This is a genomic window from Pseudomonas veronii (assembly GCF_001439695.1).
In the GTDB taxonomy this organism is placed as follows: domain Bacteria; phylum Pseudomonadota; class Gammaproteobacteria; order Pseudomonadales; family Pseudomonadaceae; genus Aquipseudomonas; species Aquipseudomonas veronii.
Window position 1 is genome coordinate 290,772 of the sequence record NZ_JYLL01000004.1, and the last position, 23,263, is coordinate 314,034.

Annotated in this window: 19 protein-coding genes; 7 read left to right on the top strand and 12 right to left on the bottom strand. The window is 61.2% G+C overall.

Features of this window, described 5'->3' with window-relative positions:
• Positions 1–22: 22 nt before the first annotated feature.
• The 5 genes from TU80_RS07400 to TU80_RS07420 form a co-directional block, all read right to left on the bottom strand.
• Positions 23–400, bottom strand: coding sequence for a response regulator (locus tag TU80_RS07400; RefSeq protein WP_017846270.1), 378 nt, complete (start codon positions 398–400; stop codon positions 23–25).
• Positions 401–478: 78 nt separating this feature from the next.
• Positions 479–1,672: a hybrid sensor histidine kinase/response regulator gene (locus TU80_RS07405; protein WP_046383509.1), complete on the bottom strand. Its 1,194-nt coding sequence runs from the start codon at positions 1,670–1,672 to the stop codon at positions 479–481.
• Positions 1,666–2,265, bottom strand: coding sequence for a chemotaxis protein CheB (locus TU80_RS07410; protein ID WP_057004152.1), 600 nt, complete (start codon positions 2,263–2,265; stop codon positions 1,666–1,668). The genes TU80_RS07405 and TU80_RS07410 overlap by 7 nt, the downstream gene beginning before the upstream one ends.
• On the bottom strand, positions 2,262–3,092 hold the full coding sequence (locus TU80_RS07415) for a CheR family methyltransferase (protein WP_017846273.1): 831 nt from the start codon (positions 3,090–3,092) through the stop codon (positions 2,262–2,264). The genes TU80_RS07410 and TU80_RS07415 overlap by 4 nt, the downstream gene beginning before the upstream one ends.
• Positions 3,093–6,590, bottom strand: coding sequence for a response regulator (locus TU80_RS07420; protein WP_057004153.1), 3,498 nt, complete (start codon positions 6,588–6,590; stop codon positions 3,093–3,095).
• 278 nt (positions 6,591–6,868) lie between these two features.
• On the opposite strand from TU80_RS07420, the gene TU80_RS07425 reads away from it, so the two are divergent.
• The 3 genes from TU80_RS07425 to TU80_RS07435 all read left to right on the top strand — a co-directional run bounded on the left by TU80_RS07425 (position 6,869) and on the right by TU80_RS07435 (position 12,570).
• Positions 6,869–10,492: a hypothetical protein gene (locus TU80_RS07425; protein WP_232565618.1), complete on the top strand. Its 3,624-nt coding sequence runs from the start codon at positions 6,869–6,871 to the stop codon at positions 10,490–10,492.
• A gap of 147 nt (positions 10,493–10,639) precedes the next feature.
• Positions 10,640–11,005: a response regulator gene (locus TU80_RS07430; RefSeq protein WP_057004155.1), complete on the top strand. Its 366-nt coding sequence runs from the start codon at positions 10,640–10,642 to the stop codon at positions 11,003–11,005.
• Positions 11,006–11,169: 164 nt separating this feature from the next.
• Positions 11,170–12,570 carry a DUF1254 domain-containing protein gene (locus TU80_RS07435; RefSeq protein WP_046383513.1) on the top strand — a complete coding sequence of 467 codons (1,401 nt, stop codon included), beginning with the start codon at positions 11,170–11,172 and terminating at the stop codon, positions 12,568–12,570.
• Positions 12,571–12,583: 13 nt separating this feature from the next.
• Here the strand turns inward: TU80_RS07435 and TU80_RS07440 are convergent, their stop codons facing one another.
• The 4 genes from TU80_RS07440 to TU80_RS07455 all read right to left on the bottom strand — a co-directional run bounded on the left by TU80_RS07440 (position 12,584) and on the right by TU80_RS07455 (position 16,021).
• Entirely contained in the window at positions 12,584–13,255 is a 672-nt protein-coding gene (locus tag TU80_RS07440) for a DUF3313 domain-containing protein (protein WP_057004156.1), read from the bottom strand.
• Between the two features lie 77 nt (positions 13,256–13,332).
• Complete coding sequence (locus TU80_RS07445; RefSeq protein WP_017846279.1) at positions 13,333–13,827, bottom strand: hypothetical protein; 495 nt, start codon at positions 13,825–13,827, stop codon at positions 13,333–13,335.
• Positions 13,828–13,895: 68 nt separating this feature from the next.
• Entirely contained in the window at positions 13,896–14,360 is a 465-nt protein-coding gene (locus TU80_RS07450) for a DUF934 domain-containing protein (RefSeq protein ID WP_057004157.1), read from the bottom strand.
• The gene (locus TU80_RS07455) at positions 14,357–16,021 is read right to left on the bottom strand and encodes a nitrite/sulfite reductase (RefSeq protein WP_057004158.1); all 1,665 of its coding nucleotides are present in this window, start codon (positions 16,019–16,021) and stop codon (positions 14,357–14,359) included. Before TU80_RS07455 ends, TU80_RS07450 begins: the two co-directional genes overlap by 4 nt.
• A 240-nt stretch (positions 16,022–16,261) precedes the next feature.
• On the opposite strand from TU80_RS07455, the gene ccoN reads away from it, so the two are divergent.
• The 3 genes from ccoN to TU80_RS07470 all read left to right on the top strand — a co-directional run bounded on the left by ccoN (position 16,262) and on the right by TU80_RS07470 (position 18,681).
• Entirely contained in the window at positions 16,262–17,689 is a 1,428-nt protein-coding gene (gene ccoN, locus TU80_RS07460; protein WP_057004159.1) for a cytochrome-c oxidase, cbb3-type subunit I, read from the top strand.
• Entirely contained in the window at positions 17,689–17,898 is a 210-nt protein-coding gene (locus TU80_RS07465; protein ID WP_046383517.1) for a cbb3-type cytochrome c oxidase subunit 3, read from the top strand. Before ccoN ends, TU80_RS07465 begins: the two co-directional genes overlap by 1 nt.
• Positions 17,899–17,988: 90 nt before the next feature.
• Positions 17,989–18,681, top strand: coding sequence for an aspartate/glutamate racemase family protein (locus TU80_RS07470; protein WP_057004160.1), 693 nt, complete (start codon positions 17,989–17,991; stop codon positions 18,679–18,681).
• On the opposite strand, the gene TU80_RS07475 is transcribed toward TU80_RS07470, so the two are convergent.
• Positions 18,678–19,829 carry a glycerate kinase gene (locus tag TU80_RS07475; protein ID WP_057004161.1) on the bottom strand — a complete coding sequence of 384 codons (1,152 nt, stop codon included), beginning with the start codon at positions 19,827–19,829 and terminating at the stop codon, positions 18,678–18,680. The genes TU80_RS07470 and TU80_RS07475 overlap by 4 nt on opposite strands.
• A 91-nt stretch (positions 19,830–19,920) precedes the next feature.
• Complete coding sequence (locus tag TU80_RS07480) at positions 19,921–21,027, bottom strand: sugar diacid recognition domain-containing protein (protein WP_046489470.1); 1,107 nt, start codon at positions 21,025–21,027, stop codon at positions 19,921–19,923.
• A gap of 161 nt (positions 21,028–21,188) precedes the next feature.
• Between TU80_RS07480 and TU80_RS07485 the strand changes: the two genes are divergently transcribed.
• Positions 21,189–22,499 carry an MFS transporter gene (locus TU80_RS07485; RefSeq protein ID WP_057004162.1) on the top strand — a complete coding sequence of 437 codons (1,311 nt, stop codon included), beginning with the start codon at positions 21,189–21,191 and terminating at the stop codon, positions 22,497–22,499.
• A 38-nt stretch (positions 22,500–22,537) separates the two neighbouring features.
• Here TU80_RS07485 and TU80_RS07490 read toward each other — a convergent pair whose 3' ends face one another.
• Positions 22,538–23,242 (bottom strand): SDR family oxidoreductase, encoded by a 705-nt coding sequence (locus TU80_RS07490; protein ID WP_017846288.1) that lies wholly within the window; start codon positions 23,240–23,242, stop codon positions 22,538–22,540.
• Positions 23,243–23,263: the final 21 nt, after the last annotated feature.

Below are 23,263 nucleotides of genomic sequence, written 5' to 3' on the forward strand. Positions count from 1 at the left end.
GTTGGACTGACACATGCAGGTGTCACGCCAACAACCGCAGGATATGTTCTTGCAGCGTATCCAGGTCGAACGGCTTGGCCAGGATCGGCGCCTTGCGTGTGATCGGGCTGTCGCAGTCACGAATTTCCTGCGGGTAGCCACTGATAAAAATCACCTTCAGCTCCGGGCGCAACTTCACCGCCGGCTCGGCGATCTGCACGCCGGTGACGCCGCCAGGCAGGCGATAGTCCGTCACCATGAGGTCCAGGTGCGGTTTACTGGCGAGGATTTCAAAAGCCTGCTCCCCATTGATCGCCTTCAATACCCGATAGCCCAAGCCTTTGAGGTATTCATCCAGGACAAACATAATCGATTCGTCGTCCTCGACGATCAGAACGACATCTTGTGCATCTTCACTCATGGGAAGCCTTTGTCCGGTCAATTGCTGCACTTACGACCATGCAGTCACGCAGAGGTTGCGTCGAAGTGACGATTGTTTTCACGCCGACGCGTCCAGGGGCAGGCACACCCGGAACAGGGCGCCCTCGCCTATCTGGCTCTCCACCTCAATGGTACCGCCATGGGCCGCGACGATCTGTTCGGAAATAAACAGCCCGAGGCCCAGACCGGCGGCCACATGGCTGGCGGACACGCGCTCGAACTGCTGGAAAATGCGCTTCTGATTGTCGGCGCTGATGCCGATCCCGTGGTCCCGCACCTCCAGCCGTGCTTCGCCGTGTTCGCTGTACACCCGCACGCCCACCGGGCTCTTGGCCCCATAGCGCAAGGCGTTGGTCAGCAGGTTGGACACCACTTGCTCGATGCGGAATTCATCCCAGCTGCCCTCCACCGGACCTTCCGCCTCCAGTTGCATGGACGACTCGGCGGCGGCCACTTGCGGCGCGAAGTTTTCCAGCAGGTTGCGCACCAGTTGCGTGAGGTCGAAGCGCGCCGGACGAATCGACAGTTTGCCGGTGCGGATGCGCGACACGTCGAGCATGTCTTCGATCAGCCGGATCAGGCTCTGGATCTGCCGCTCATCGCGGTCGACCATGGCGCGCATCTTCTCCAGGGTGAACGCGGCGGCGTTGTCCCGGGCCAGGTGCATCTTGCGCAGTTGGGTTTCGAGAATCAGCCCGTTGAGTGGCGTGCGGACTTCGTGGGCGACGATCGACATGAAGTCATCGCGCATGCGTACCGCCTGCTCCAACTCTGCCTGAGTGGCCTGCAGGCGTGTCAGCAGCAACTCCTGTTCGCGGCGGCTGCGCTCCAGCGCTTCCACCTGCTGCTTCATCGCCTTGCTCTGGCGGTACAGGTCGACGAACACATTGACCTTGCTCTTCACCGCATGGATATCCAGCGGCTTGTGCAGGAAGTCCACGGCCCCGCTTTCATAACCCTTGAAGGCATAGTTGAGTTCGCGGCCGGCGGCGCTGACGAATACGATCGGGATGTTCTTGGTCTTTTCGGTGCCGCGCATCAGCTCGGCCAACTCGAAACCGTTCATGCCAGGCATCTGCACATCGAGGATCGCCATGGCGAACTCGTGCTCCAGCAACAGGGACAAGGCCTCGTCGGCGCTCAAGGCCTTGAAGACCTGGCGGTCCTCGCGCTTGATCAGCGCTTCGAGGGCCAGCAGGTTTTCCGGCAGATCATCGACGATCAGCAGTTTGGCCTGGATAGTACTTAACATGGGGAAGATTCCAGGGAAGCCAGCAATGAGGCAATGCGGCTCAAGGTCAGAATATGGTCAGGCGTGTGCAGGGCCAGCGCCGCCCGCGGCATCACGGCAATCCGTGCTTCGTCGGGGTCCTGTACGATAGTGATACCGCCCGATTGCTTGACGTGGGCCAGCCCTTGGGCGCCGTCCTGGTTCGCACCGGTCAGCAGTATGGCCAGCAGGCGCTTGCCGTAGACATCGCCGGCCGAGGCGAACAGGTAATCGATGGCGGGCCGGGAATGATGTACCCGGTCTTCCTGGCTCAAAGACAGGCTGCGGTCATGCTCCACCGACAAATGATAGCCGGGGCTGGCGAAGTACAAGGTGCCCGGTTGGATCACTTCCTTGTCCTGCCCTTCGCGTACCGGAATCTGCAAACGTCGCGCAAACACTTCCGCCAACTGGCTACGGCGCTCGTCCGGCAGGTGCAGCACGGCAATGATCGGCAGCCCGAAGGCCTGCGGCAGATCGCCAAAAATACTCAGCAACGCCTCAACGCCGCCGGCGGACGCGCCGACGACGATGGCTTCTATCCCACACATGGGGTTGGCGGCAGCGTCGTTCATGATTTCCGGTAGATCCGTTCCTGTTTGACCAAGGGCTCGAAATGCTTGTTGTAGGCGGAAAAATCCAGGGTTTCCTTGCTGCCCAGCACCAGGAAGCCACGATGACACAGCGACTCATGGAACAATCCAAACGCCCGATCCTGCAATTTTTTATTGAAGTAAATCAGTACATTACGACATGAAATTAATTGAGTTTCTGAGAAAACACTGTCGGTTGCCAAGCTGTGGTCGGCGAACGTGACATTCTCGCGCAACGTCTTGTCGAAGATCGCATGATCGTAAGCCGCCGTGTAGTAATCGGCAAAGGAACGCTGCCCACCGGCCTGCTGGTAGTTGGCGGTATAGGCACGCACATTCTCCAGGGAAAAAATTCCCTGCTTGGCTTTATCCAGCGATGCCGGGTTGATGTCGGTGGCGTAGATGATGGTGCGTTCCAACAGCCCCTCTTCGCGCAGCAGGATCGCCATGGAGTACACCTCCTCCCCGGTGCTGCAACCGGCGATCCAGATCTTGATCGACGGATAAGTCTTGAGCAGCGGCACCACTTCCTGGCGGATCGCGAGGAAGTGCGAGGGGTCGCGAAACATCTCGCTGACCGGAATCGTCAAAAACTGCAGCAATTGCATGAACGCTGCCGGATCGTGCAGGACGCGCTCCTGCAACGCCGAAATCGTCGCGCATTCAAACTGGCGCAAGGCGTGGGCCACACGGCGTTTGACCGACGCACCGGAGTAGTCGCGAAAGTCATAGCTGTACTTGAGGTAGATCGCCTCAATCAGCAGGCGCAGCTCAATATCACTGCTTTTTTCCAAAAAACTGCGTTCCACTTAAATACGTTCCATCTTCGGTAACCAGACGCGAATCAGCGAGAACAGGCGATCCAGGTCAATCGGCTTGGCCAGGTAATCGTTGGAGCCGGCCGCCAGGCAACGTTCCTGATCGTCCTTCATGGCCTTGGCCGTCACGGCGATGATCGGCAGCTTCTTCCAGCGCGGGTCCTGGCGGATCAGGGCGGTGGCCTCGTAACCGTCCATTTCCGGCATCATCACGTCCATCAGCACCAGGTCGATATCATCGACTTCATTGAGCCTGGCGATGGCTTCATGGCCGTTACGCCCGATCACCACCACGGCGCCTTTGTGCTCCAGGGCGCTGGTCAGGGCGAAGATGTTGCGCACATCGTCGTCCACCAACAGGATCTTGCGCCCTTCGAAGACCTTGTCGCGGCTGCGCGCGGTCTTGAGCATCTTCTGGCGTTCATGGGACAGCTGCGATTCGACTTTGTGCAAAAAGAGTGTGACTTCGTCGAGCAGGCGCTCCGGCGAACGGGCGCCCTTGATGATGATCGAGCGCGAATACTTGCGCAGCTCGGCCTCTTCGTCGCGGGTCAGGTTGCGCCCGGTATAGACGATCACCGGCGGGAACGAGCAGATATCCTCGGTGGCCATGCGCTTGAGCAGCTCGTTGCCGAGCATGTCGGGCAACTTGAGGTCGATGATCATGCAGTCGTAGATGTTCGTGCGCAGCAGGTCGAGGGCTTCCTGGGCAAAGCCGACGGCGGTGATCTCGATGTCATCGTCGCCGATCAGGCGGGCAATGCTCTCGCGCTGCAGGTCATCGTCTTCCACCAGCAGCACGCGCTTGACCTTCTGGGTCAGCTTGGCTTCCAGGCGCGTGAATATATCCTTGAGCTCTTCGCGGGTGGTGGGTTTCACCGCGTAACCGATGGCGCCCATGTGCATGGCGGCTTCGACGCGGTCTTCCACGGAGATCACATGCACCGGGATGTGGCGGGTATTGGCGTGTTCCTTGAGGCGTTGCAGCACCGTCAGCCCGGAATGGTCCGGCAGGCGCATGTCGAGCAGGATCGCGTCGGGGATGTATTCCTCGGCCAGGCTGTAACCCTCATCCGCGCCATGGGCCACCAGGCAGTGGTAGCCCAACTCATGGGCGAGGTCGAACAGGATGCGCGCGAAGTTCGGTTCGTCTTCCACCACCAGGATGCAGCGCGTGGCGAACGGCGCTTTCTCGCGGTCGTCGGCAAAGCGCGGGATCTGTGTGGCATCGGCCACCGGCAGCGGCGAGACCGCGATGGGCTTGGGCGCCGGGGCGGCAATCACCTGGCGCGGTTGCTCGATAGGCGCAGCGTCTTCCTCGCGTTCGACGTACTGCTCCGGGATGACCAGGGTGAACGTGCTGCCCTGGCCGGGTTCGCTGGTGACGCTGATATAGCCGCCGAGCAACGCGGCCAGGTCGCGGGAAATCGACAAGCCCAGGCCGGTGCCGCCATACCGGCGATTGGTGGTGCCGTCGGCCTGACGGAAGGCTTCGAAGATGCTCTCCTGCTGGTCCGGGGCGATGCCTATCCCGGAATCGCGCACGGTAAAGGCGACGCCCTCCCCCGGCGCGCGAGACACCGACAGGCTGACCTGGCCCTGCTCGGTGAACTTGACCGCGTTGGACAGCAGGTTCTTGAGAATCTGCTCCAGGCGCTGGCGATCGGTAAAGAGCATGGTCGGCGTACCTTCCTGCACCTGCACCTGGAACCCCAGCTTGCGATCGGCCGCCAGCGGCTCGAACATCCCGCGCAGGCCATCGACCAGGCGCGCCACGCTGGAGTTTTCCGGGCGCATTTCCAGCTTGCCGGCTTCGACCTTGGAGATATCGAGGATGTCGTTGATCAGGTTGAGCAGGTCATTGCCGGCGGAATAGATCGACTCGGCAAACTTGACTTGCTCGGCGCTGAGGTTTTCCTGAGGGTTCTCCGCCAGCAACTTGGCCAGGATCAGCGAGCTGTTCAGCGGCGTACGCAGTTCGTGGGACATGTTGGCGAGGAATTCTGATTTGTACTTGCTCGAGCGTTGCAACTCGTCGGCGCGGTCTTCCAGCTCAAGCTGGGCCTGGTTGAGCTCGACGTTCTTGCGGTCCATGGCATCGCGCTGCTCGGCCAGGGTAAGCGTCTGCTCAGCCAATTGCTCGTTGGTCTGCTCGAGTTCCGCCTGTTGCGTTTCCAGGTGGGCCTGGGACTCCTTGAGGATGCGCGATTGCTCTTCCAACTCTTCGTTGGCGGTCTTGAGCTCTTCCTGCTGCACTTGCAGCTCTTCGTTGAGCTGCTGGGTCTCGGCCAGCACTTCCTGCAAGCGCTGGCGATAGCGGGCGGCTTCGATGGAGGTACCGATATTGCCGGCGATGAGTTCCAGCAGTTCGATGTCGCGCTCCTGCAGCGGGCGCAGGAAACCCAGTTCGATCACGCCGTTGATCCGGTCGTCATCGCTGGTCGGCACCACCAGCACGCTGCGGGTCGTGCCTTCGCCCAGGCCGGAACTCACTTTGAAGTAATCCACCGGCACGTCGTCCAGGCGAATCAGGCGACCGAGCTGGGCGGCCTGCCCAACGATGCCTTCGTCGCTGTAGATCGCCTGCTCCTGCTGCTCCTGCTCGCGGGAGAAACCATAGGCGGCCACGCGCTTGAGGCCGCCGTGCTCTTCGCGCACATACAGCGCCGCCACCACCGAGCCCATGTACTGGGCAAAGAACTGCAGGATATTGCGTCCCAACATGTTCAGGGTCAGTTGACCGAGCACCTGTTCGGCCAGTTCGGTCTGGCCATTGCGCAGCCAAGCTTGTTGCTCCAGACGCAATGCGATCTTCTGTTGCGACGCGAAGTTCGCACTGTAACTATCTGAAAGTGATAGTAAATTTTTACGACCAATGTAAGCCAGAAAGCCGCTCAGCCCCAGCACGAACACCAAGTACAGGGTGACGCTGATGAGGGTGGTACGGGTGACTTCCGCGTTGCGGGTAATCCGGAACTGTTGCTCCATCGCCACCGCGTCGTCGTACTCATTGCGAATCTCATCGGTCAGGCGTTTACCCCGGCCGGCTTTCACCGCGCTGCGGTAGTCGCCGTTCTCGCGCTGCATATCAATCATCGACTGGGCGTAGTTGTTCCACTCCAGTTGCAGGCTTTCCAGGCGCTTGAGGCGATCTACCTGCTGCGGGTTGTCCGCCACCAGCTCCTGCAAATTGTGTAAGTCGGCAATGATCCGCGGCTTGGCCACTTCATAGGGGTCGAGGAAATGCTCGTCGCCGGTGATCAGGAAACCGCGCATGCCGGTTTCCAGGTCAACCGTCAGCTTGGACGTTTCGTTGAGGTTATTGATGACCCGGTCGGTGTGCTCTACCCACTGGATCACCGACAACAAATAAGTGATCAGGCACACAAAAAACACCGCACTGAGCACACCCACACCGAGGGGCAGTGCGACGTTGCGGCTCAACAGTGTACGAAAGCTCTTTTCATCGACGGTCGACGCGGGAGTCATGGGCATGCCTTTGCCAAATGCGGAAAAACCGGGAGTTTGCCCCAAAGTTGCGGTTGAACGCTATTTTTCTGCCATGAACCGCTGCAACCCGAAACGGCGCAATCGGGCAACGGCACCCTGAACGCCGCCCACATCCCGTCGCAGTTTCAGTTGCTCACACTCCGCCCGTGCTGAACCGGAACCTGGTTGACCAGCCTTCCCACAGACTAAAGCGTCTTGGGAATAAGGAAACTCCGCGAGAAAGGCGCTCACCTTCTGTTCAACAAAACGGTGCTCGTATGACTATTTCCTTGCAAACCCTCCCCAGCGTTTCATTGATGCCGCTCTCCACGCCACCCGCAATACCCGCCGCTACACCGCCGACGTTGACACCCGTCCCCAGCCACGACTCGCCTGCGCCAACGGTGCAGCCGCCAGCCAGCGTCACCGTCGCGCAAAGCGCTAGCCTCAAGGCGAAGCTGGGGCATTATCACAACCTCAAAACACTTGCCGACAAACTCAATGAAATCGCCCTGCGGCTTGGGCCTGACGCCTCCACCCCGGCCGTGCAGGCAGCCCTCAAGACCACGCCGATGGACGTTCACCCCGACTCGGTTTATCACAGCGAAGTCGGCGGCAGCACCAGCGTGGATAGCTTTATCAATCGCCAGGGAGGATTGCTTTCACCCTATAGCCATTTATCCCTGACCGGGCTGTCGGACGCCATGGCCGCCCGATCCCAGGCGCACCCGTTGGGTAACCTGGGCGGCGCCCTCAGCTGGCCGGTGCCCTTGAGCGCCGATGAGCAACAACGCTTGCACACCCGCACCCAGGATTACACCGACCCTCTTGGGCAAAAACAGCCGCTCAAGCACACCACTGGCGGAGTACTGGAGTTCCTGCGGCATCGAACCCCTCTCGCGGCCGAAGCGCTGACGAGCCCGGGCGCGACGTTGAACGCCCTTGTCAGTTCGCCAGAAGCACAATCATTGGGCCACGCGCTTCAGGAACAGATGCAGGGCATTGCCACCGATAGCAGCAGCCTCGATTACCTGCTCGCGGCCGTGATACTGCAGCTGGACCCAGAGTCCATCACCGCCCCCCAACGCAACAACGTGGCCGGCTTCGACCTGGCCGACGACTCACTCAGGGGCAAGTCGGCCGCCCAAATCGTCGATGCCCTGCGCCAACACCTGGTGGCTCAGGGTAAAACCAGCCCAGAACTGGCTGGCGCAGCCGCCCACCTGCTGCTGGCGGGTCGTGCGCCGGTATTTCTGGTCAAGGACATTCCCGACAGCGTGACCTTTGGCAGCCCGGCCTGGGTCAACCTCGCAATCGCCGCGACGATGGTCGACGCGCACATACCCGGCCGGGTCGCCAATATGAGCTTCGCCGCGGTCATGCTGGAAGCCGAACACGCCAGCGGCGCAGACGTGAACATGACGAACACCGCTCAACGTAACGCCTTGATCGATTGGGGCACGGCCAATGGCCTGCTGGAGAAAAAAGCCGAGCATCTGTACGCGTCCGATGAACTGAACAACCTGGTGACTCGCTTCAGCGAACGCCAGTCCGTGATGCTGGCCGCCTCAGAGGCCTTCGACAAAGACATCCCGTCCCGTAAAGCGATGGCATTGGCCGAGCTGAAACAACGCTTTCCCGACAAGGAGGCGCTGTTCGAAGAACCCTTGATTCGCGTCACCCATATGCCGGGCGGGGATATCCGGCGTAGAAATCAGGTGCCGGGCGTGCACTCGCTGCTGGATGTCGCGATGATGGACGTTGGACCCGACGCGGTCTACGGCTCCCGTGACAGCCGTATCCCCGTGGGGGCGTTGAACGCCAATCCCGAGTTTGGGGTGGCCACGGCGTTCGAGTCGCAATTCAAGCAGGTGATCGAGGAAAAGAAGAACGCCGTCGGCACGTATATCAAGCACTTGATCAGCCAGTTGCCGGCAGACGACCGAAAAAACTTTGAATATGGCAACGTCACTTTTTATCAAAATCACGCCCATAAACTTGGGCTGGGTTTGTTCAGTGACAAAACCGAGCTGCCCAAAGGCGAAGAACTACTGGTAAGGATCGAGCGCGGTGGGGTGACCACGGCCTATGAGATCGACTTCAATGCCGGCGCTATCCGCAGTATTCCGCAGTGGCAGGCACAGCCTGGCTCTTCAAGGAAGGCGAATATCGTCTCCGAAACAAAGGTGTTCACCCCCAGCGCCGGTCAAACCACGCTTGACACAGAACAGACACCGCCTGGCGATTCACCCAGCGATACCTTCGCCTCGCCCCGCGTCCAACTGATCGCCGATGCCTTCGTTGAACATATCAACCTCGATGATCCGGCAATCAAGCAACAGGCGCGTGGCCTCACCACCGACGACAATATTCGGAACCGGTCCGACATGATTGAAAACTTCCTGTTGGACCTGGTCCCTTTGCGCTCCGCGATCAACCACTTCCGCAACGGCAACATTGCTGAAGGCTTGATCGATCTGAGCCTGGACGCGTTCGGCATCGTGACGGCGGGTGTGGGTGCGGCCGGAAAAGTGGTCAAGATCGCAGGGACCACCGTTTCGGCGGCGACCAAGGTGGCACGGTCGGCCAAAGTCATCGGCATGGCCACGTTCGGCGCATTCAACCCGCTGAGCGGCGCAGGCGACCTGGCGGTTGGCGGGGCCCGCCTGGCCGGTGGCGGGCTCAAGTTCCTCGGCGCCAAAGGCGCGCAAGGTGTGAACGCATTGCGTGGCGCGTCGGGCCGTTACGACCTGCTCAAAGCCGCCAGCAACGAGCATGGCGTCGTCGCCACAGGCACCGTGAAGATCGGCGAACACAGTATTGACGGTGCCGCGGTGCTGAAAAATGGCCAGTGGTATGCCTTCGACGCGGAAAAAATGCGCGCCTACGGCGGGCCACTCCAGGGCTTCGCACCCACCACGGTGTCGGCGAAGGGGCAGATCAACCAGAGCTTCACCGACTGGCTCTACAAGAAACTGGCGGGCGAAATACAGTCGCCGGAGGGCCCGCCGACCGTACTCGGTCAATATGCACCCAAAGAGTTCGAAAACGAGTTGAAACGCGCGCAACGCCCCGAGAAGGTTTCCGACTTCAACGCCGGCTATGCGAACGGTGACCCGCACAAGGTGCCGGGTTTCTCATCAGACTCGACGATTCTCGAGCTTCAGATGCTGATCTCCCGTGGGTGGCTGGGCGCCGAAGACGTCGGCACGCTGGTCAAACAGATCGAACGCAAGAAAGTCAGACTGATCCAGGAAGGCTTTACCCTGTTCCAGCGGGATATCCACGCCGTCGGCGGCACCTTGACCCCGATGCCCCAGGAGTTTTACCTCAGCCAAGTCAATCTGGCTTCACCAGGCGAATGTGCGGGTATCGCCAATACCCTGGCACTGTCCATGCAATCGGGCCAAGAGACGACCTACCTGGGCAATATGTTCAAGGCGGCCGCCGATCCACAGGACCCTGTGGCGACGCAGTTCATCCGCACCCTCAGGTCGTTTCATGAAGCAGTCAAACACGTGGATACCTTTCATATGGGCAAGCAGCCCAGGCAGATTCCCTATCATCAGATCGCCACCGAGCTGACCGATGCGAGCCCGCCAAGGAGCCTGAGGATTGCAACGAAGGATCACGCCCTGCTGGCCGGCGTCATGGTGCGTGACGACAAACCCGTCTGGTTCTACTTCGATCCGAATTTCGGGATGGCCCAATTTGACTCGGCCGAGGCCATGAAAAATGGCCTGGAACGTACCCTGAATCGCGGCACCAGCCCGTTTCAGCATCGGGCTTACGGTACGAATCCGGGCACGCCTGAGTATCAAGTGAGTTATTTTGAGTCCGGTGACATGCAGTTCTACCGCGATTCCGCACAGGTCCACCGTATCGCGTCGGTTCCGTTGTAGTTTTTCCGCCCCTGACGCGACATTCTCCGGCGCGAAGCTCACAATGCCAGCAATTTTTCGGAACTTGCTGGCCTTGTCGCTACTCACTAGTGGATTGCCTTTAGACCTGTCGCGCCCAGCACCTTCACTTTTTCAGGAATGTTCACTATGTCGGCACCCACCTCAACCATTCTCGTAGTCGAAGACGACTCCATTGTGCGTATGCTGATCGTCGACGTACTCGAAGAGCTGGGGTTCGGTGTGCTGGAGGCTGAAGACGCCAAATCGGCGCTTGAATTCGTAGAGGACACAAATAAGGTCATTGATCTGATGATGACCGATGTCGGCCTGCCGGATATGAATGGCCGGGACTTGGCCACCCAGGCGCGTAAACTGCGCCCGCAACTGCCGGTCCTGTTTGCCAGTGGTTATCCCGAGAGCATCGAGGTTCAGCCGGGCATGCAATCGATCGCCAAGCCGTTCTCCATCGATCAATTGCGCAATAAGGTTAAGCAAATGCTTGACGCAGCCTGACGTTGCGTTTTTGTCCAGTGCCGCCCACAGGGGCGGCATTTTTACGTCAAGCTGTATGTCATACCGGGATTAACGTGACGTTCGGCCAATAAAGTTGGAAACTCGCCGCTTTGCCACACCATTCAATAGTACTCCTCACAAGCCCTCTGGAAGGACGCAACAACATGATTGGAAAACCGACGCGCCTGCTGTTGGCGAGCCTCTCGATACTCATGAGCTCTGGCGCCTGGGCCGACTTCACGGCCACCCCCTCTGAGGCTCGGGCAATCGCCAAGGAAGCCTATTTGTATGGTTACCCGGTCGTGGAAATGTACAAAACGCTCTACACCCAGGCGGTCGACAAGGGCGGCGTCAACTTCAAGGCGCCGTTCAACCATATTGGCAACACCGCCCAGGTCTTCACCCCCAAAGACACCACACTGGCCACGCCAAACCCCGACACGCCCTACTCCTTCGTCTGGATGGACCTGCGTAGCGAGCCGCTGGTGCTGACGCTGCCCAAGATCGAAGACAACCGCTATTACTCGGTGCAACTGGTCGACCTCTATACGCATAACTTCGCGTACCTGGGCACGCGCAGCACCGGCAACAATGGCGGCCACTACATGATCGCCGGGCCCGACTGGAAAGGTCAGCAGCCGGTCGATGTGGATCGCGTGGTGTATAGCGAAAGTAACCTCGCTTATGCGCTGTACCGCACGCAGTTGTTTGATGAAAAGGACCTGAACAAGGTCAAGCAGATCCAGAATGGCTACAAAGTGCAGTCGCTCAGCAGCTATGTGAAACAAGCCGCCCCCGCCAAGGCGCCGAAGATCGATTGGCCCAAACCGCTGGCCAACATGACCGAAGGCCCGCAACTGTTTCGCTACTTGAACTTCATGCTCGCCTTCGCTGCCCCCCAGGACAGCGAGAAAGACCAGCTCGCACGCTTTGCCACCATCGGCATCGCACCGGGTGCGCCGTTCAAGGTCAACCAGTTGAGCGCCGAACAGCGTAAAGCGCTGGAAGACGGGATCGCCGACGCCAAGGCTGAGTTCGCGGCGTTCAAAAAAGACAAACTCGACACCCAGCAGGTCGCCATAGGCGACCTGTTCGGCAACCGCGATCACCTGAAAAACAACGACCTGTACCGCTATGCCGGTGCCGAGGTGGGGCTTTTCGGCAACTCTGCCGATGAAGCCACCTACTTCAATTACGTCGTCGACAGTGAAGGCAAGCCCGCCAACGGCGCGCGCCATAGCTACACCGTCCACTTCGCCAAGGACCAACTGCCGCCGGCCGACGCCTTCTGGTCACTGACCCTGTACAACGCCAAGACCAAGTTGCTGGTGCCCAACCACAAAAAGCGCTATGTGATCAATTCGCGGATGTTGCCCAACCTCAAACTGGACGCCGATGGCGGCCTGACCCTGGCGCTGCAACACCACGAACCGCCAAAAGCCGAACAGAGCAACTGGTTGCCGGCACCGCCCGGCCCGTTCTACGCGGTGTTGCGCCTGTACCTGCCCAAACCCGAGGCGAACAACGGCCAGTGGAAGCTGCCGCCGCTGACGCCACTGAAGTGATACGGTCGGCGACTTACCGCTTTTTCAGTTTCAGATACGACTGATGCAAATCCGACGCCCAACCGTCGATCACGCTTTTCACGTCATTGGGCGTCATCACCTGCGAGTCGTTTTCCAGCGGCTTGCCGGTGCCCTTGCGTACTACCTCGGCAACCACCTTGCCGTTGGCGCCGTCGAGAAACTGCGCCTCGGTGCCCAGCACCGTGTCCTGGTCGCGGATGCCGGTGCCGGTACTCACCGCAGCGGCCACCAGGGCGACCGGCACGAACTCATAAGGTTTCAGGCCCTGGGTTTTGCTGCTGACTGCCGTAATCGCCGCACGCACCACTAACACTCCGGCGCCGGGCCCTTGGGCAAGGGGCAATGACTTGCCGACTTCGCGCTTGAGGGCCTGGTTGAAGTAGTCATTGATGCCACGCAACGTGCTCTCAGGAATTTTCGCGGTGGCTTGGGGCCTGGGGTAAAACTGCGTCGGTTCGATATACACCGCGTTGTAGCGGCTCATATCCAGTTTCGGATCGACCCAACGCAGCACCTCGACGCCCGAAGGCGACTTGGCCGGCTTGAGGCGGCTGTAATCGGACAGGAATCCTGAATACTCATCCGGTTGCGTGACTTCGCTGGCACAGCCCACCATCCCGATCGTGGCGATGCAGAGCGTGCTGATCATTAGCCTTAGTTTCATCCTCGAACTCCTTGGCAGTCATCATCAGAACGTTGAGCTGTAGGTATAGCCAATCCTGGAAAAAAGCGCTGAAAAGCTCAGCTGCGCTCGCGCGGGATCAGGCTCTGCAACTGTGCGGCCAGGAAGTTCGCGTTGAAGGCGAAGGTGTCCGGGTCTTTCAAACCGTTGGTTTTCTTCCACAACCAGTCGTTTTTGTCCGCCGGCAGCACCAGTGAAACACTGCCGTGCCGTGCCGCCGTCAGGCCCATGACCGACACCGAAATCAAGCCGCCGACGCCCATCACGTCCGGCACGAACTCCACATTCTTGCCGGTGATCTGCACGGTGAGTTTTTCGCTCTTGAACGGCGATGTCTCCACCGGAACGCTCGGGCCGCTGGCGACATACGCTTCACGGTGGACTTCAAGCAAACCAGCGGTATTGACCGGTTCCAGCCATTGTTCGATCTGCTGGAACAGCTCGCCGAGCTTTAGCGCCCAGCGCGCCGATTGCACCTCGAACTGCTGTTTTTTGTGCGCTTCGCTATCGGCGTAATGACGAAGCATCTCGCCCAGTTGCTGTACATCATCCATTGCGGTTTTCCTCGGGTGAGCCGTAGTGCGAACCGCGATCATGGCAGATGCGGCAACTCACCGTATGATTAACGCCTGCGAAACAGCGGGCGCGGCTCGATCACGCTACGCCCGTACTGCACGCTCATCCCCGCCAGCCCTTTCAGGGCGTCTTCAGCCGACTTGTCCGCGCGCACCGCAAACGCATCGAACCCGCACTGGCGCATATGGCTGAGCTGATCGCGTAGCACATCGCCAATCGCCCGCAACTCGCCTCGCCAGCCCATACGCGTGCGCAACAGATAGGCCTGGCTATAGGCGCGGCCGTCACGAAAGCTGGGGAAATCCAGGGCAATCAGCGGCAGCGTGGCGAGCCAGGGCTGCAGCAGTTCGACCTCATCATCCGGGCCCAGCCACACGCCATGCCCCGGCGCATAGGACGCCAGCGGCAGGATCAGCGCAGCGCCCTCCGGCACCTCGTCACGCACCAACACCCACGGATCATCCGCCACCAGACGCGCCTGCCCCTGCTCAAGCTTCAACAGATTGTTCATGCCGGCTGCTCCGCGTACACCTGCTCCTTGAACGGCTCCAGGCCAATGCGCTGCACGGTATCGACAAAGCGTTCTTCGCTTTCGCGGTAGCGCACGAAGGTGCTGATCACGCGCTCGATCACATCCGGAATCTCGGCGGCGCTGAACGACGGGCCGATCACTTTGCCCAGTGAACTGTGTTTGCCCTGGGCCCCGCCGAGGGTGATCTGATACCACTCACTGCCATTCTTATCGACGCCCAGGATGCCGATATTGCCGATGTGGTGATGGCCGCAGGCATTGATGCAGCCGGAGATGTTCAGGCTGATGTCACCCAGGTCGTGCAGGTAGTCGAGGTTATCGAAGCGCTGCTGGATCGCCTGAGCGATGGGGATCGACTTGGCATTGGCCAGGGCGCAGAAGTCACCGCCGGGGCAGGCGATGATGTCGGTCAACAGGCCGATATTCGCCGCGCCCAGGCCGTGTTCGCAGGCCAGGCGCCACACGGCATGCAGATGCTCCTTGGGCACATCCGGCAACACGATGTTCTGTTCATGGGCGATACGGATTTCGCCAAAACCGAACCGCTCCGCCCACTCCGCCACGGCCTCCATTTGCGGGGCGCTGACGTCGCCAGGCGGCGCGCTGATGCCGGGTTTGGTGGACAACACCACGCTGGCGTAGCCCGCGACTTTATGCGGCATGACGTTGCGGCTGACCCAGCGCGCAAAGCCCGGGTTGTCGGCCAGTTCGGTGCCGTAGGCCAGGCTGGTATCGCTGAGCGACGCATACGCCGGCGGTACGAAGGCCGACGCCACGCGCGCGTATTCGGCATCGGTCAACTGCGCCGGGCCATCGCGCAGGTACTGCCATTCTTCCTCCACCTCCTGGGAAAACGCGTCGATCCCCAGCGCCTTGACCAGGATCTTGATGCGCGCCTTGTACTTGTTGTCCCGCCGGCCATGCCGGTTGTACACGCGCAACACCGCCTCGACGTAGGACAGCAGGTGCCGCCACGGCAAGCCCTCGCGAATCTGCAAACCGAGGATCGGCGTGCGGCCCAGGCCGCCGCCCACCATCACGCGCAACAGCATCTCGCCTTGGTCATCACGGTAAAGGTACAGGCCGATGTCATGCATCATGATCGCCGCGCGGTCTTCGCGGGCCGAGCAGATGGCGATCTTGAACTTGCGCGGCAGGAACAGGAATTCCGGGTTGATGGTCGACCACTGGCGCAGAATCTCCGCCAACGGGCGCGGGTCCAGCAGCTCGTCGGCCGCGACCCCGGCAAAGGCTTCGGTGGTGATATTGCGCACGCAGTTACCGGAGGTCTGGATCGCATGCATGTCCACCTGGGCCAGGCGTTCGAGGATGTCGGGCACCTGGTGCAGCTCGATCCAGTTGAACTGCAGGTTCTGCCGGGTGGTGAAGTGGCCGTAGCCACGGTCGTAGTCGCGGGCGATGCTGGCCAGGGTACGCATCTGTTCGGCGCTCAAGGTGCCGTAGGGAATCGCCACCCGCAGCATGTAGGCATGCTTTTGCAGGTACAGGCCGTTCTGCAGGCGCAAGGGCAGAAACTCTTCTTCGCTCAAGTCGCCGGCGATAAAACGCTCGACCTGATCACGAAATTGCGCCACGCGCTCGAACACCAGCGCCCGGTCGTATGCATCGTACTGGTACATATCACCGCCTCATCAGGGTTGGCCGCGTCCCAGGGCGCGGCTTCTAGGGGGGCGACTATGCGCCTGCGGCGCAGGGCATTAAAGATTCAGGTGCAGGCTTAAAAAGCGGATCAGATGGGCTATAAGCCGTGCTTTCACGCCGAATAAACTGATCCGTAGTAATCAGCTTTTTCTGAGTCTGTTTTGTTTTACCCACACTTCCTACAGTGCCCGCCACTTGGAACCGTGGGAGGACTGAGCATGAGCACAGCAACAATCGGACAGGCCTATAACTACAAGGTCGTCCGCCAATTCGTGATCGCCACCATCGTCTGGGGCGTGGTGGGCATGGCCATGGGCGTGTGGATCGCTTCGCAGCTGGTCTGGCCGGAAATGAACCTCGATTTGCCCTGGACGACTTTTGGCCGACTGCGACCGTTGCACACCAGCCTGGTGATCTTCGGGTTCGCCGGCAGCGCGCAGTTCGCCGCCAGTTATTACACGGTACAGCGCACCTGCCAGGTGCGGCTGTTTTCCGACAAGCTCGCCGCATTTACCTTCTGGGGTTGGCAATCGGTCATCGTGATCATGTTGATCAGCCTGCCGTTGGGCTACACCACCACCAAGGAATACGCCGAGATCGAATTCTCCGGCGCGGTATGGATGACGGTGGTGTGGGTGGCCTACGCCATTGTGTTTTTCACCACCGTAGTACGCCGCCAGACCCGGCACATCTACGTGGGCAACTGGTTTTTCGGCGCGTTCATCCTGGTGATCGCCATGCTGCATGTGGTCAACCACCTGGCGATTCCGGTGGACTGGTTCAAGTCCTACCCGGTGTATTCCGGCGCCACCGATGCGATGGTGCAATGGTGGTACGGGCATAACGCCGTGGGCTTTTTCCTGACCACCGGCTTCCTGGGGATGATGTACTACTTCGTGCCGAAACAAGTCGGACGGCCGGTGTATTCCTATCGCCTGTCCATCGTGCATTTCTGGGCGCTGATCACCTTGTACATCTGGGCCGGTCCGCACCACTTGCATTACACGGCGCTGCCGGACTGGGCGCAGTCGCTGGGCATGGCGATGTCGCTGATCCTGCTCGCGCCGAGCTGGGGCGGCATGATCAACGGCATGATGACCTTGTCGGGCGCCTGGCATAAGTTGCGCAGCGACCCGATCCTGCGCTTTTTGGTGTTGTCGCTGGCGTTCTACGGCATGTCGACGTTCGAAGGGCCGATGATGGCGATCAAGACCGTCAACGCCCTCTCCCACTACACCGACTGGACCATCGGCCACGTCCATGCCGGCGCGTTGGGCTGGGTGGCGATGATCACCTTCGGCTCGCTGTACCACATGATCCCGAAAGTCTTCGGCCGCCAGCAGATGCACAGCGTGACGCTGATCAACCTGCACTTCTGGCTGGCGACCATCGGCACCGTGCTGTACATCGCCTCGATGTGGGTCAACGGCATTACCCAGGGCCTGATGTGGCGTGCGATCAACGATGACGGCACCCTCACCTACTCGTTTGTCGAGGCCTTGCAGGCCAGCCATCCGGGGTTTGTGGTGCGCTTTGCCGGTGGCGTGTTGTTTCTCAGCGGCATGCTGCTGATGGCCTACAACACCTGGCGCACGGTGCGGGTTGCCGACTTGCGGGTCGCGCAGCTTGACGCGAGGATCGTCTGATGTGGAGCTTTCTGATGGTGGTGTGCCTGTATGGCGCGGTGGAGTACTGTTTGCGCGGTCAATCCGAGGAGACGCTGGATGAGGCCAGTTTGATTCCGTTCGCCGACGACCCGGAGGTGGCGCGCCGGGTGGAGCTGGCCACCGGCAAACAGATCCACGCGGTGGCAGCGGAGCAAGCCAGGCCGGGCTGGGGCAATCTGGATATGTGAAACTGCTCCGCTGATTTGGCGCGCAACTGCGTATGACTATTCGGCGGCCGATGGGTAAGGTGATGCGATATTTCTTGTCAGGAGCATCGCATGCACACCATCGGCCTGATCGGCGGCATGAGCTGGGAGTCCAGCGCCGAGTACTACCGCATCATCAACCAGCGCATCATCAACCAGCTCGGTCCGCTGCGTTCGGCGCAACTGCTGATGTACAGCGTGGACTTCGGCCCGGTGGAACAGGCCCAGCATGCCGGACGCTGGGACGACGCCGCGCTGATCCTCGAGGATGCTGCGCGCCGCCTGCAAGCAGGGGGGGCCGAGTGCGTGGTGCTGTGTACCAACACCATGCATTTGGTGGCGCCGCGGATCGAAGCGGCGGTGTCGATTCCCTTTCTGCATATTGCCGATGCCGCAGGTGCCGCGGCCGTCGCCGCCGGCACCCTGACCGTGGGTTTACTCGGCACCGCGTTCACCATGGAACAGGACTTTCTCACCTCGCGCCTGGCCGCCCACGGCCTGAACGTGCTGGTGCCCGATGCGAACGAGCGCCAGGCCGTCCACCGGATCATCTATGAGGAATTGTGCGTCGGCGTGATCAGCGAGGCGTCACGCCAGGTCTATCAGCGCGTGATCGCATCCCTGGCCGCACGCGGCGCCCAGGCAATCATCCTGGGCTGCACGGAAATCGGCCTGCTGATCAAACCCGAACACAGCGACCTGCCGCTGCTCGACACCACGGTGCTGCATGCGCAGGCAGCGGTGGCGTTCGCGTTACGGGACTAAGCCGAGGTTCTTGACCCCGCCGCGCGGCGCCACAGCCGCGCAACATCCGCCGCTCGCTCACGCAACAAGCGCGGTGCCTCGCTGCAGGCCTGCTCCAGGCTCATCGGCCCGGACGGCAAGGCGAAGGCTGCATCCACGCCGTGGGCGTACATCTGCTCGTAGCCTTCACCCAGCGTGCCGGCGATCACGATCACCGGGACCTGGTGCCGCTGGGCGATGCGCGCCACGCCGAAGGGTGTTTTACCGCGCAACGTCTGGGCGTCGAAACGACCTTCACCGGTGATCACCAGGTCGGCGCCGCGTATCGCTTCGTCGAGGCCGACCAGTTCGGCGACCACCTCCACCCCCGCACGGAACTGCGCCCCGAGGAAGGCCTTGGCGGCGAACCCCAGGCCGCCGGCGGCGCCACTGCCGGGTTCGTCGCGCACGTCATTGGGCAGGACCTTGGCGCAATGGTCGGCAAAATGGCCGAGGGCCGCGTCGAGTTGTTCGACCTGCTGCGGATCGGCGCCTTTTTGCGGGCCGAAAATCGCCGAGGCGCCATGGGGGCCGCACAACGGGTTATTCACGTCGGCGGCGATTTCAAAGCGCACCTGGGCCAGGCGCGGGTCGAGTTGTTCCAGGCTGATCCGCGCCAGGCGGGCCAAAGCCAGGCCGCCCGGTGCCAGAGGGTGACCCTCGGCATCGAACAACTGCACGCCGAGTGCCTGCATCGCGCCTGCGCCGCCATCGTTGGTGGCACTGCCGCCAATCGCCAGGATGATGCGCCGGGCACCGGCGTCCAGGGCCGCGCGGATCAGTTCGCCGGTGCCGAAAGTGGTCGTGGAGCACGCGTCGCGCTGCCCCGGCGCCACCAATTGCAGGCCGCTGGCTTCGGCCATTTCGATGAGTGCGGTGTGACTGTCGGCCAGCCAGCCCCAATGCGCGTCAACCGCAGCGCCCAAGGGACCTTTCACCGACTGGTGCCGCAGTTCGCCCTGGCAGGCGGCGAGTACCGACTCCACCGTGCCTTCACCACCGTCCGCCATCGGGCACTGGACCACGTGTGCATCCGGCCAGACCTGCGCCAAGCCTTCGGCAATGGCCTGGGCGACGCCTTCGGCACTCAGGCTGTCCTTGAACGAATCGGGGGCGATGATGATTTTCATGGGCGTTCTCCGGTTTTTATGCCGCCCATGCTGCCAGTTGGCAGCGGCAATGACGCTGGTCCGATGCACAAGTGCGAACCCGGCTTGTTGGTCATTCCGACAAAACCTGGGGCAGCAGCTGGACGCCAAGGTACAGCGCGAGCATGCCATCCAGCGTCAACGGGTCGACCCCGCTGAGTTCGGCAATGCGTTCCATGCGGTAGCGCAGGCTGTTGCGGTGAATGCCCAGCGCATCGGCGCATGCCTGGCTTTGCCCGTCGTGTTCGCACCAACTGCGCAAGGTCGCCTGCAGTTGGCCGTTGTTGTCCTTGGCCAGCACTTTTCGCAGCGGGTTGAGCAATTCGTCCAGGGCATCATCGTTGCGATGCCGCCAGAGCATCACCGGCAGGCGATAGCGGTTGAGGGTCAGCAGCCGTGAATGCGGCAGGACATCGCGGCCGTAGGCCAGCAGGTCGCCCACGCGTCGATAACAACGACGCAACCCCGCCAAGCCATCGGCTTGCCCACCGACCGCCACCCGCAGAATCGTCCAGCCCAGGCCTTCGAGCTTTTCCAGCAGGCGCGGATTGTCCACCGGCACCGCCGCCGGCCGGCACCATAGCAGCGAATACTGCGCGGAGCTGACGCACCAGCTGTCCGGATAGCGCGACGTCAACCAGGCGCTCAGCGCTTCCGCCGTCTGCCCCGCCCCCAACTCGAACAGATACGGCGTGCGCGCCATCTGCGGCTTGAGCCCCAGTTGCTGCGCCTCATCCACCAGGCGTGGCGAGTCGCCGGTGTCGGCCAGCAGCAACGCCAACAGATCGTCGCAGCGCTGGCGTCGCCATTGTTGCTCGGCTTGCTGATGCCGGTGGCTGACCAGCATTTCTGCGGTCATGCGTACCAGTTCGGCATACGTGCGCAGCCCCTCCGGCTCGCCGGTAATGCCGAGCACGCCGATCAGGCGCTGGTCGTGCATCAACGGCAGGTTGATGCCCGGTTGCACGCCCTTGAGGTGCTTGGCGGTCTGCCCGTCGATCTCCACCACGCGGCCGTTGGCCAACACCAGTTGCGCGCCTTCATGCCGCGTGTTGATGCGCTCCGGCTCGCCGCTGCCGAGGATCAGGCCCTGGCTGTCCATGACGTTGACGTTATGCGGCAGGATCGCCATGGTGCGATCGACGATATCCTGCGCCAGGTCATGATCCAGCTCGAACATGGGGCTAATTTCCTTGAAAGCGGCGGTTGTTCATCGGCACAGCGCAAAGGATGCTTCACTGTGCGCGAGCACAAAGACAGCACCCCGCCAGGTGGCCGAGACTCATGGGGCGATCAACGTTACCCTCGCATCGCAAAAAATCATAATAAAGAGAGACTCCCATGTCACAGAGCGCCGTTGCACCACTGGCCACCGATGACGATAAAAACGCCATCTACAAGCGCATTACCCTGCGCCTGATCCCCTTCATTTTTATCTGCTACCTGTTCAACTACCTTGACCGGGTGAACGTTGGCTTTGCCAAGTTGCAGATGCTCGATGCGTTGAAGTTCAGCGAAACCGTGTACGGCCTGGGTGCCGGGATCTTCTTTATCGGCTACGTGCTGTGTGGCGTGCCGAGCAACCTGGCGCTGACCAAGTTCGGTCCGCGGCGCTGGATTGCCTTGATGATGATCGTCTGGGGCGCGCTGTCTACCTGCCTGCTGTTCGTCACCACGCCGACGCATTTCTATACGTTGCGCCTGTTGACCGGTGCCGCCGAAGCCGGCTTCTTCCCCGGTGTGGTGCTGTATCTCTCGCAGTGGTTCCCGACGTTCCGCCGTGGGCGGATCATGGCGTTGTTCATGTCGGCGATTCCGGTGTCCGGCCTGTTGGGCAGCCCGTTTTCCGGCTGGATACTCAACCACTTCGGCGCCGGCCAAGGCGGGCTCGCCGGCTGGCAGTGGATGTTCCTGTTGCAAGGCATCCCGACCGTAATCCTGGGCGCCCTCGCCTATTTCCTGCTCAGCGACAGTTTTGCCAACGCCAAATGGCTCCAACCGCATGAGCGCGCAATGCTGGAAGCCGACCACGCGACTGACCTGGCGAACAAGCCGAAAACCACCACCGATTCCCTCGCCGAAGTGTTCAAGAACCCGGCGATCTGGGCGTTCGGCTTGATCTATTTCTGCATTCAGAGCGGCGTCTACGCGATCAACTTCTGGTTGCCGTCGATCATCAAGAACCTGGGTTTCAGCGATAACCTGGTGATCGGCTGGCTCAGCGCAATTCCCTACCTGCTGGCCGCGGTGTTCATGTTGCTGGTGGGCCGCTCCGCCGACTTGCGCAAGGAGCGGCGCTGGCATTTGGTAGTGCCGATGTTGATGGGCGCGCTGGGCCTGGTGATCGCGGTGAATTTCGCCACCACCCCGGCCATCGCCATTCTCGGCCTGACCATCGCCACCATGGGCGCCCTCACCGGCCTGCCGATGTTCTGGCCGGTGCCCACCGCCATGCTCAGTGCGGGCGCGGCGGCAGGTGGCCTGGCGTTGATCAACTCGATGGGCCAGATGGCCGGCTTCCTCAGCCCGTACATCGTCGGCTTTGTGAAGGATGCCACCGGGTCCACGGATATCGCGCTGTACCTGCTGGCGGCGGTGATCGTCGGCGGCAGTGTGTTGGCACTGCGTATGACCCGCACCCTCAAAGTCTGACAGTTGGAGCAGGCTTGCTCCTACTCTGGGTTGGGGATTTACAACTGGCCGCCGCCGTCGATATCGATCACGGCGCCGGTCATAAAGCCATTTTCCATGGCCAGCACAAACCCCGCCGCCACTTCGTCGGCCTGCCCGACACGACCTACTGGCAATGCGCCCTCCACCTTGGCAAACATCGCCAGGCGCTGCGTGTCGTCCAACCCGGCATACGCCGGCGTGTCGATCACGCCAGGGCTGATCACATTCACCCGACGCGGTGCCAGCTCCTTGGCCAATTGCTTGCCCAGCGCTTCGGTGGCGGCATTGATACCGGTCTTGATGAACTGACCGGGCGCCAATTTGCGTCCCAGTTGACCGGAGGTCAGGCTGATGCTGCCGTGCTCGTCGAGGAACGGCAGCGCCCGTTGAATCGCACGCAACGAACCCCAGAGTTTAACGTTGAAATTATCCTGGGCTTCGTCCAGGTCGGTGTCGATCAGGTTCTTGGCGCGCACCGACGGGCCGGCGGTATAGACCAGATGATCAAAGTGCCCCACGGCTTCGAACAGGCGTTGCAGGGAGGCGCTGTCGGTGACGTCCACCGGTTCGCTGCGCACGCCGTTATCGACGCCGGAGGACACACGCCGTCCGGCCAGCACCACCTGTGCGCCACGCGCGGCTGCCGCCTTGGCCACTGCCGCGCCAATGCCGCTGCTGCCGCCGATAACGATGACAGTTTTACCGCTGAGGGAATGGGTCATGGAGAAAGATCCTGGGTCAAA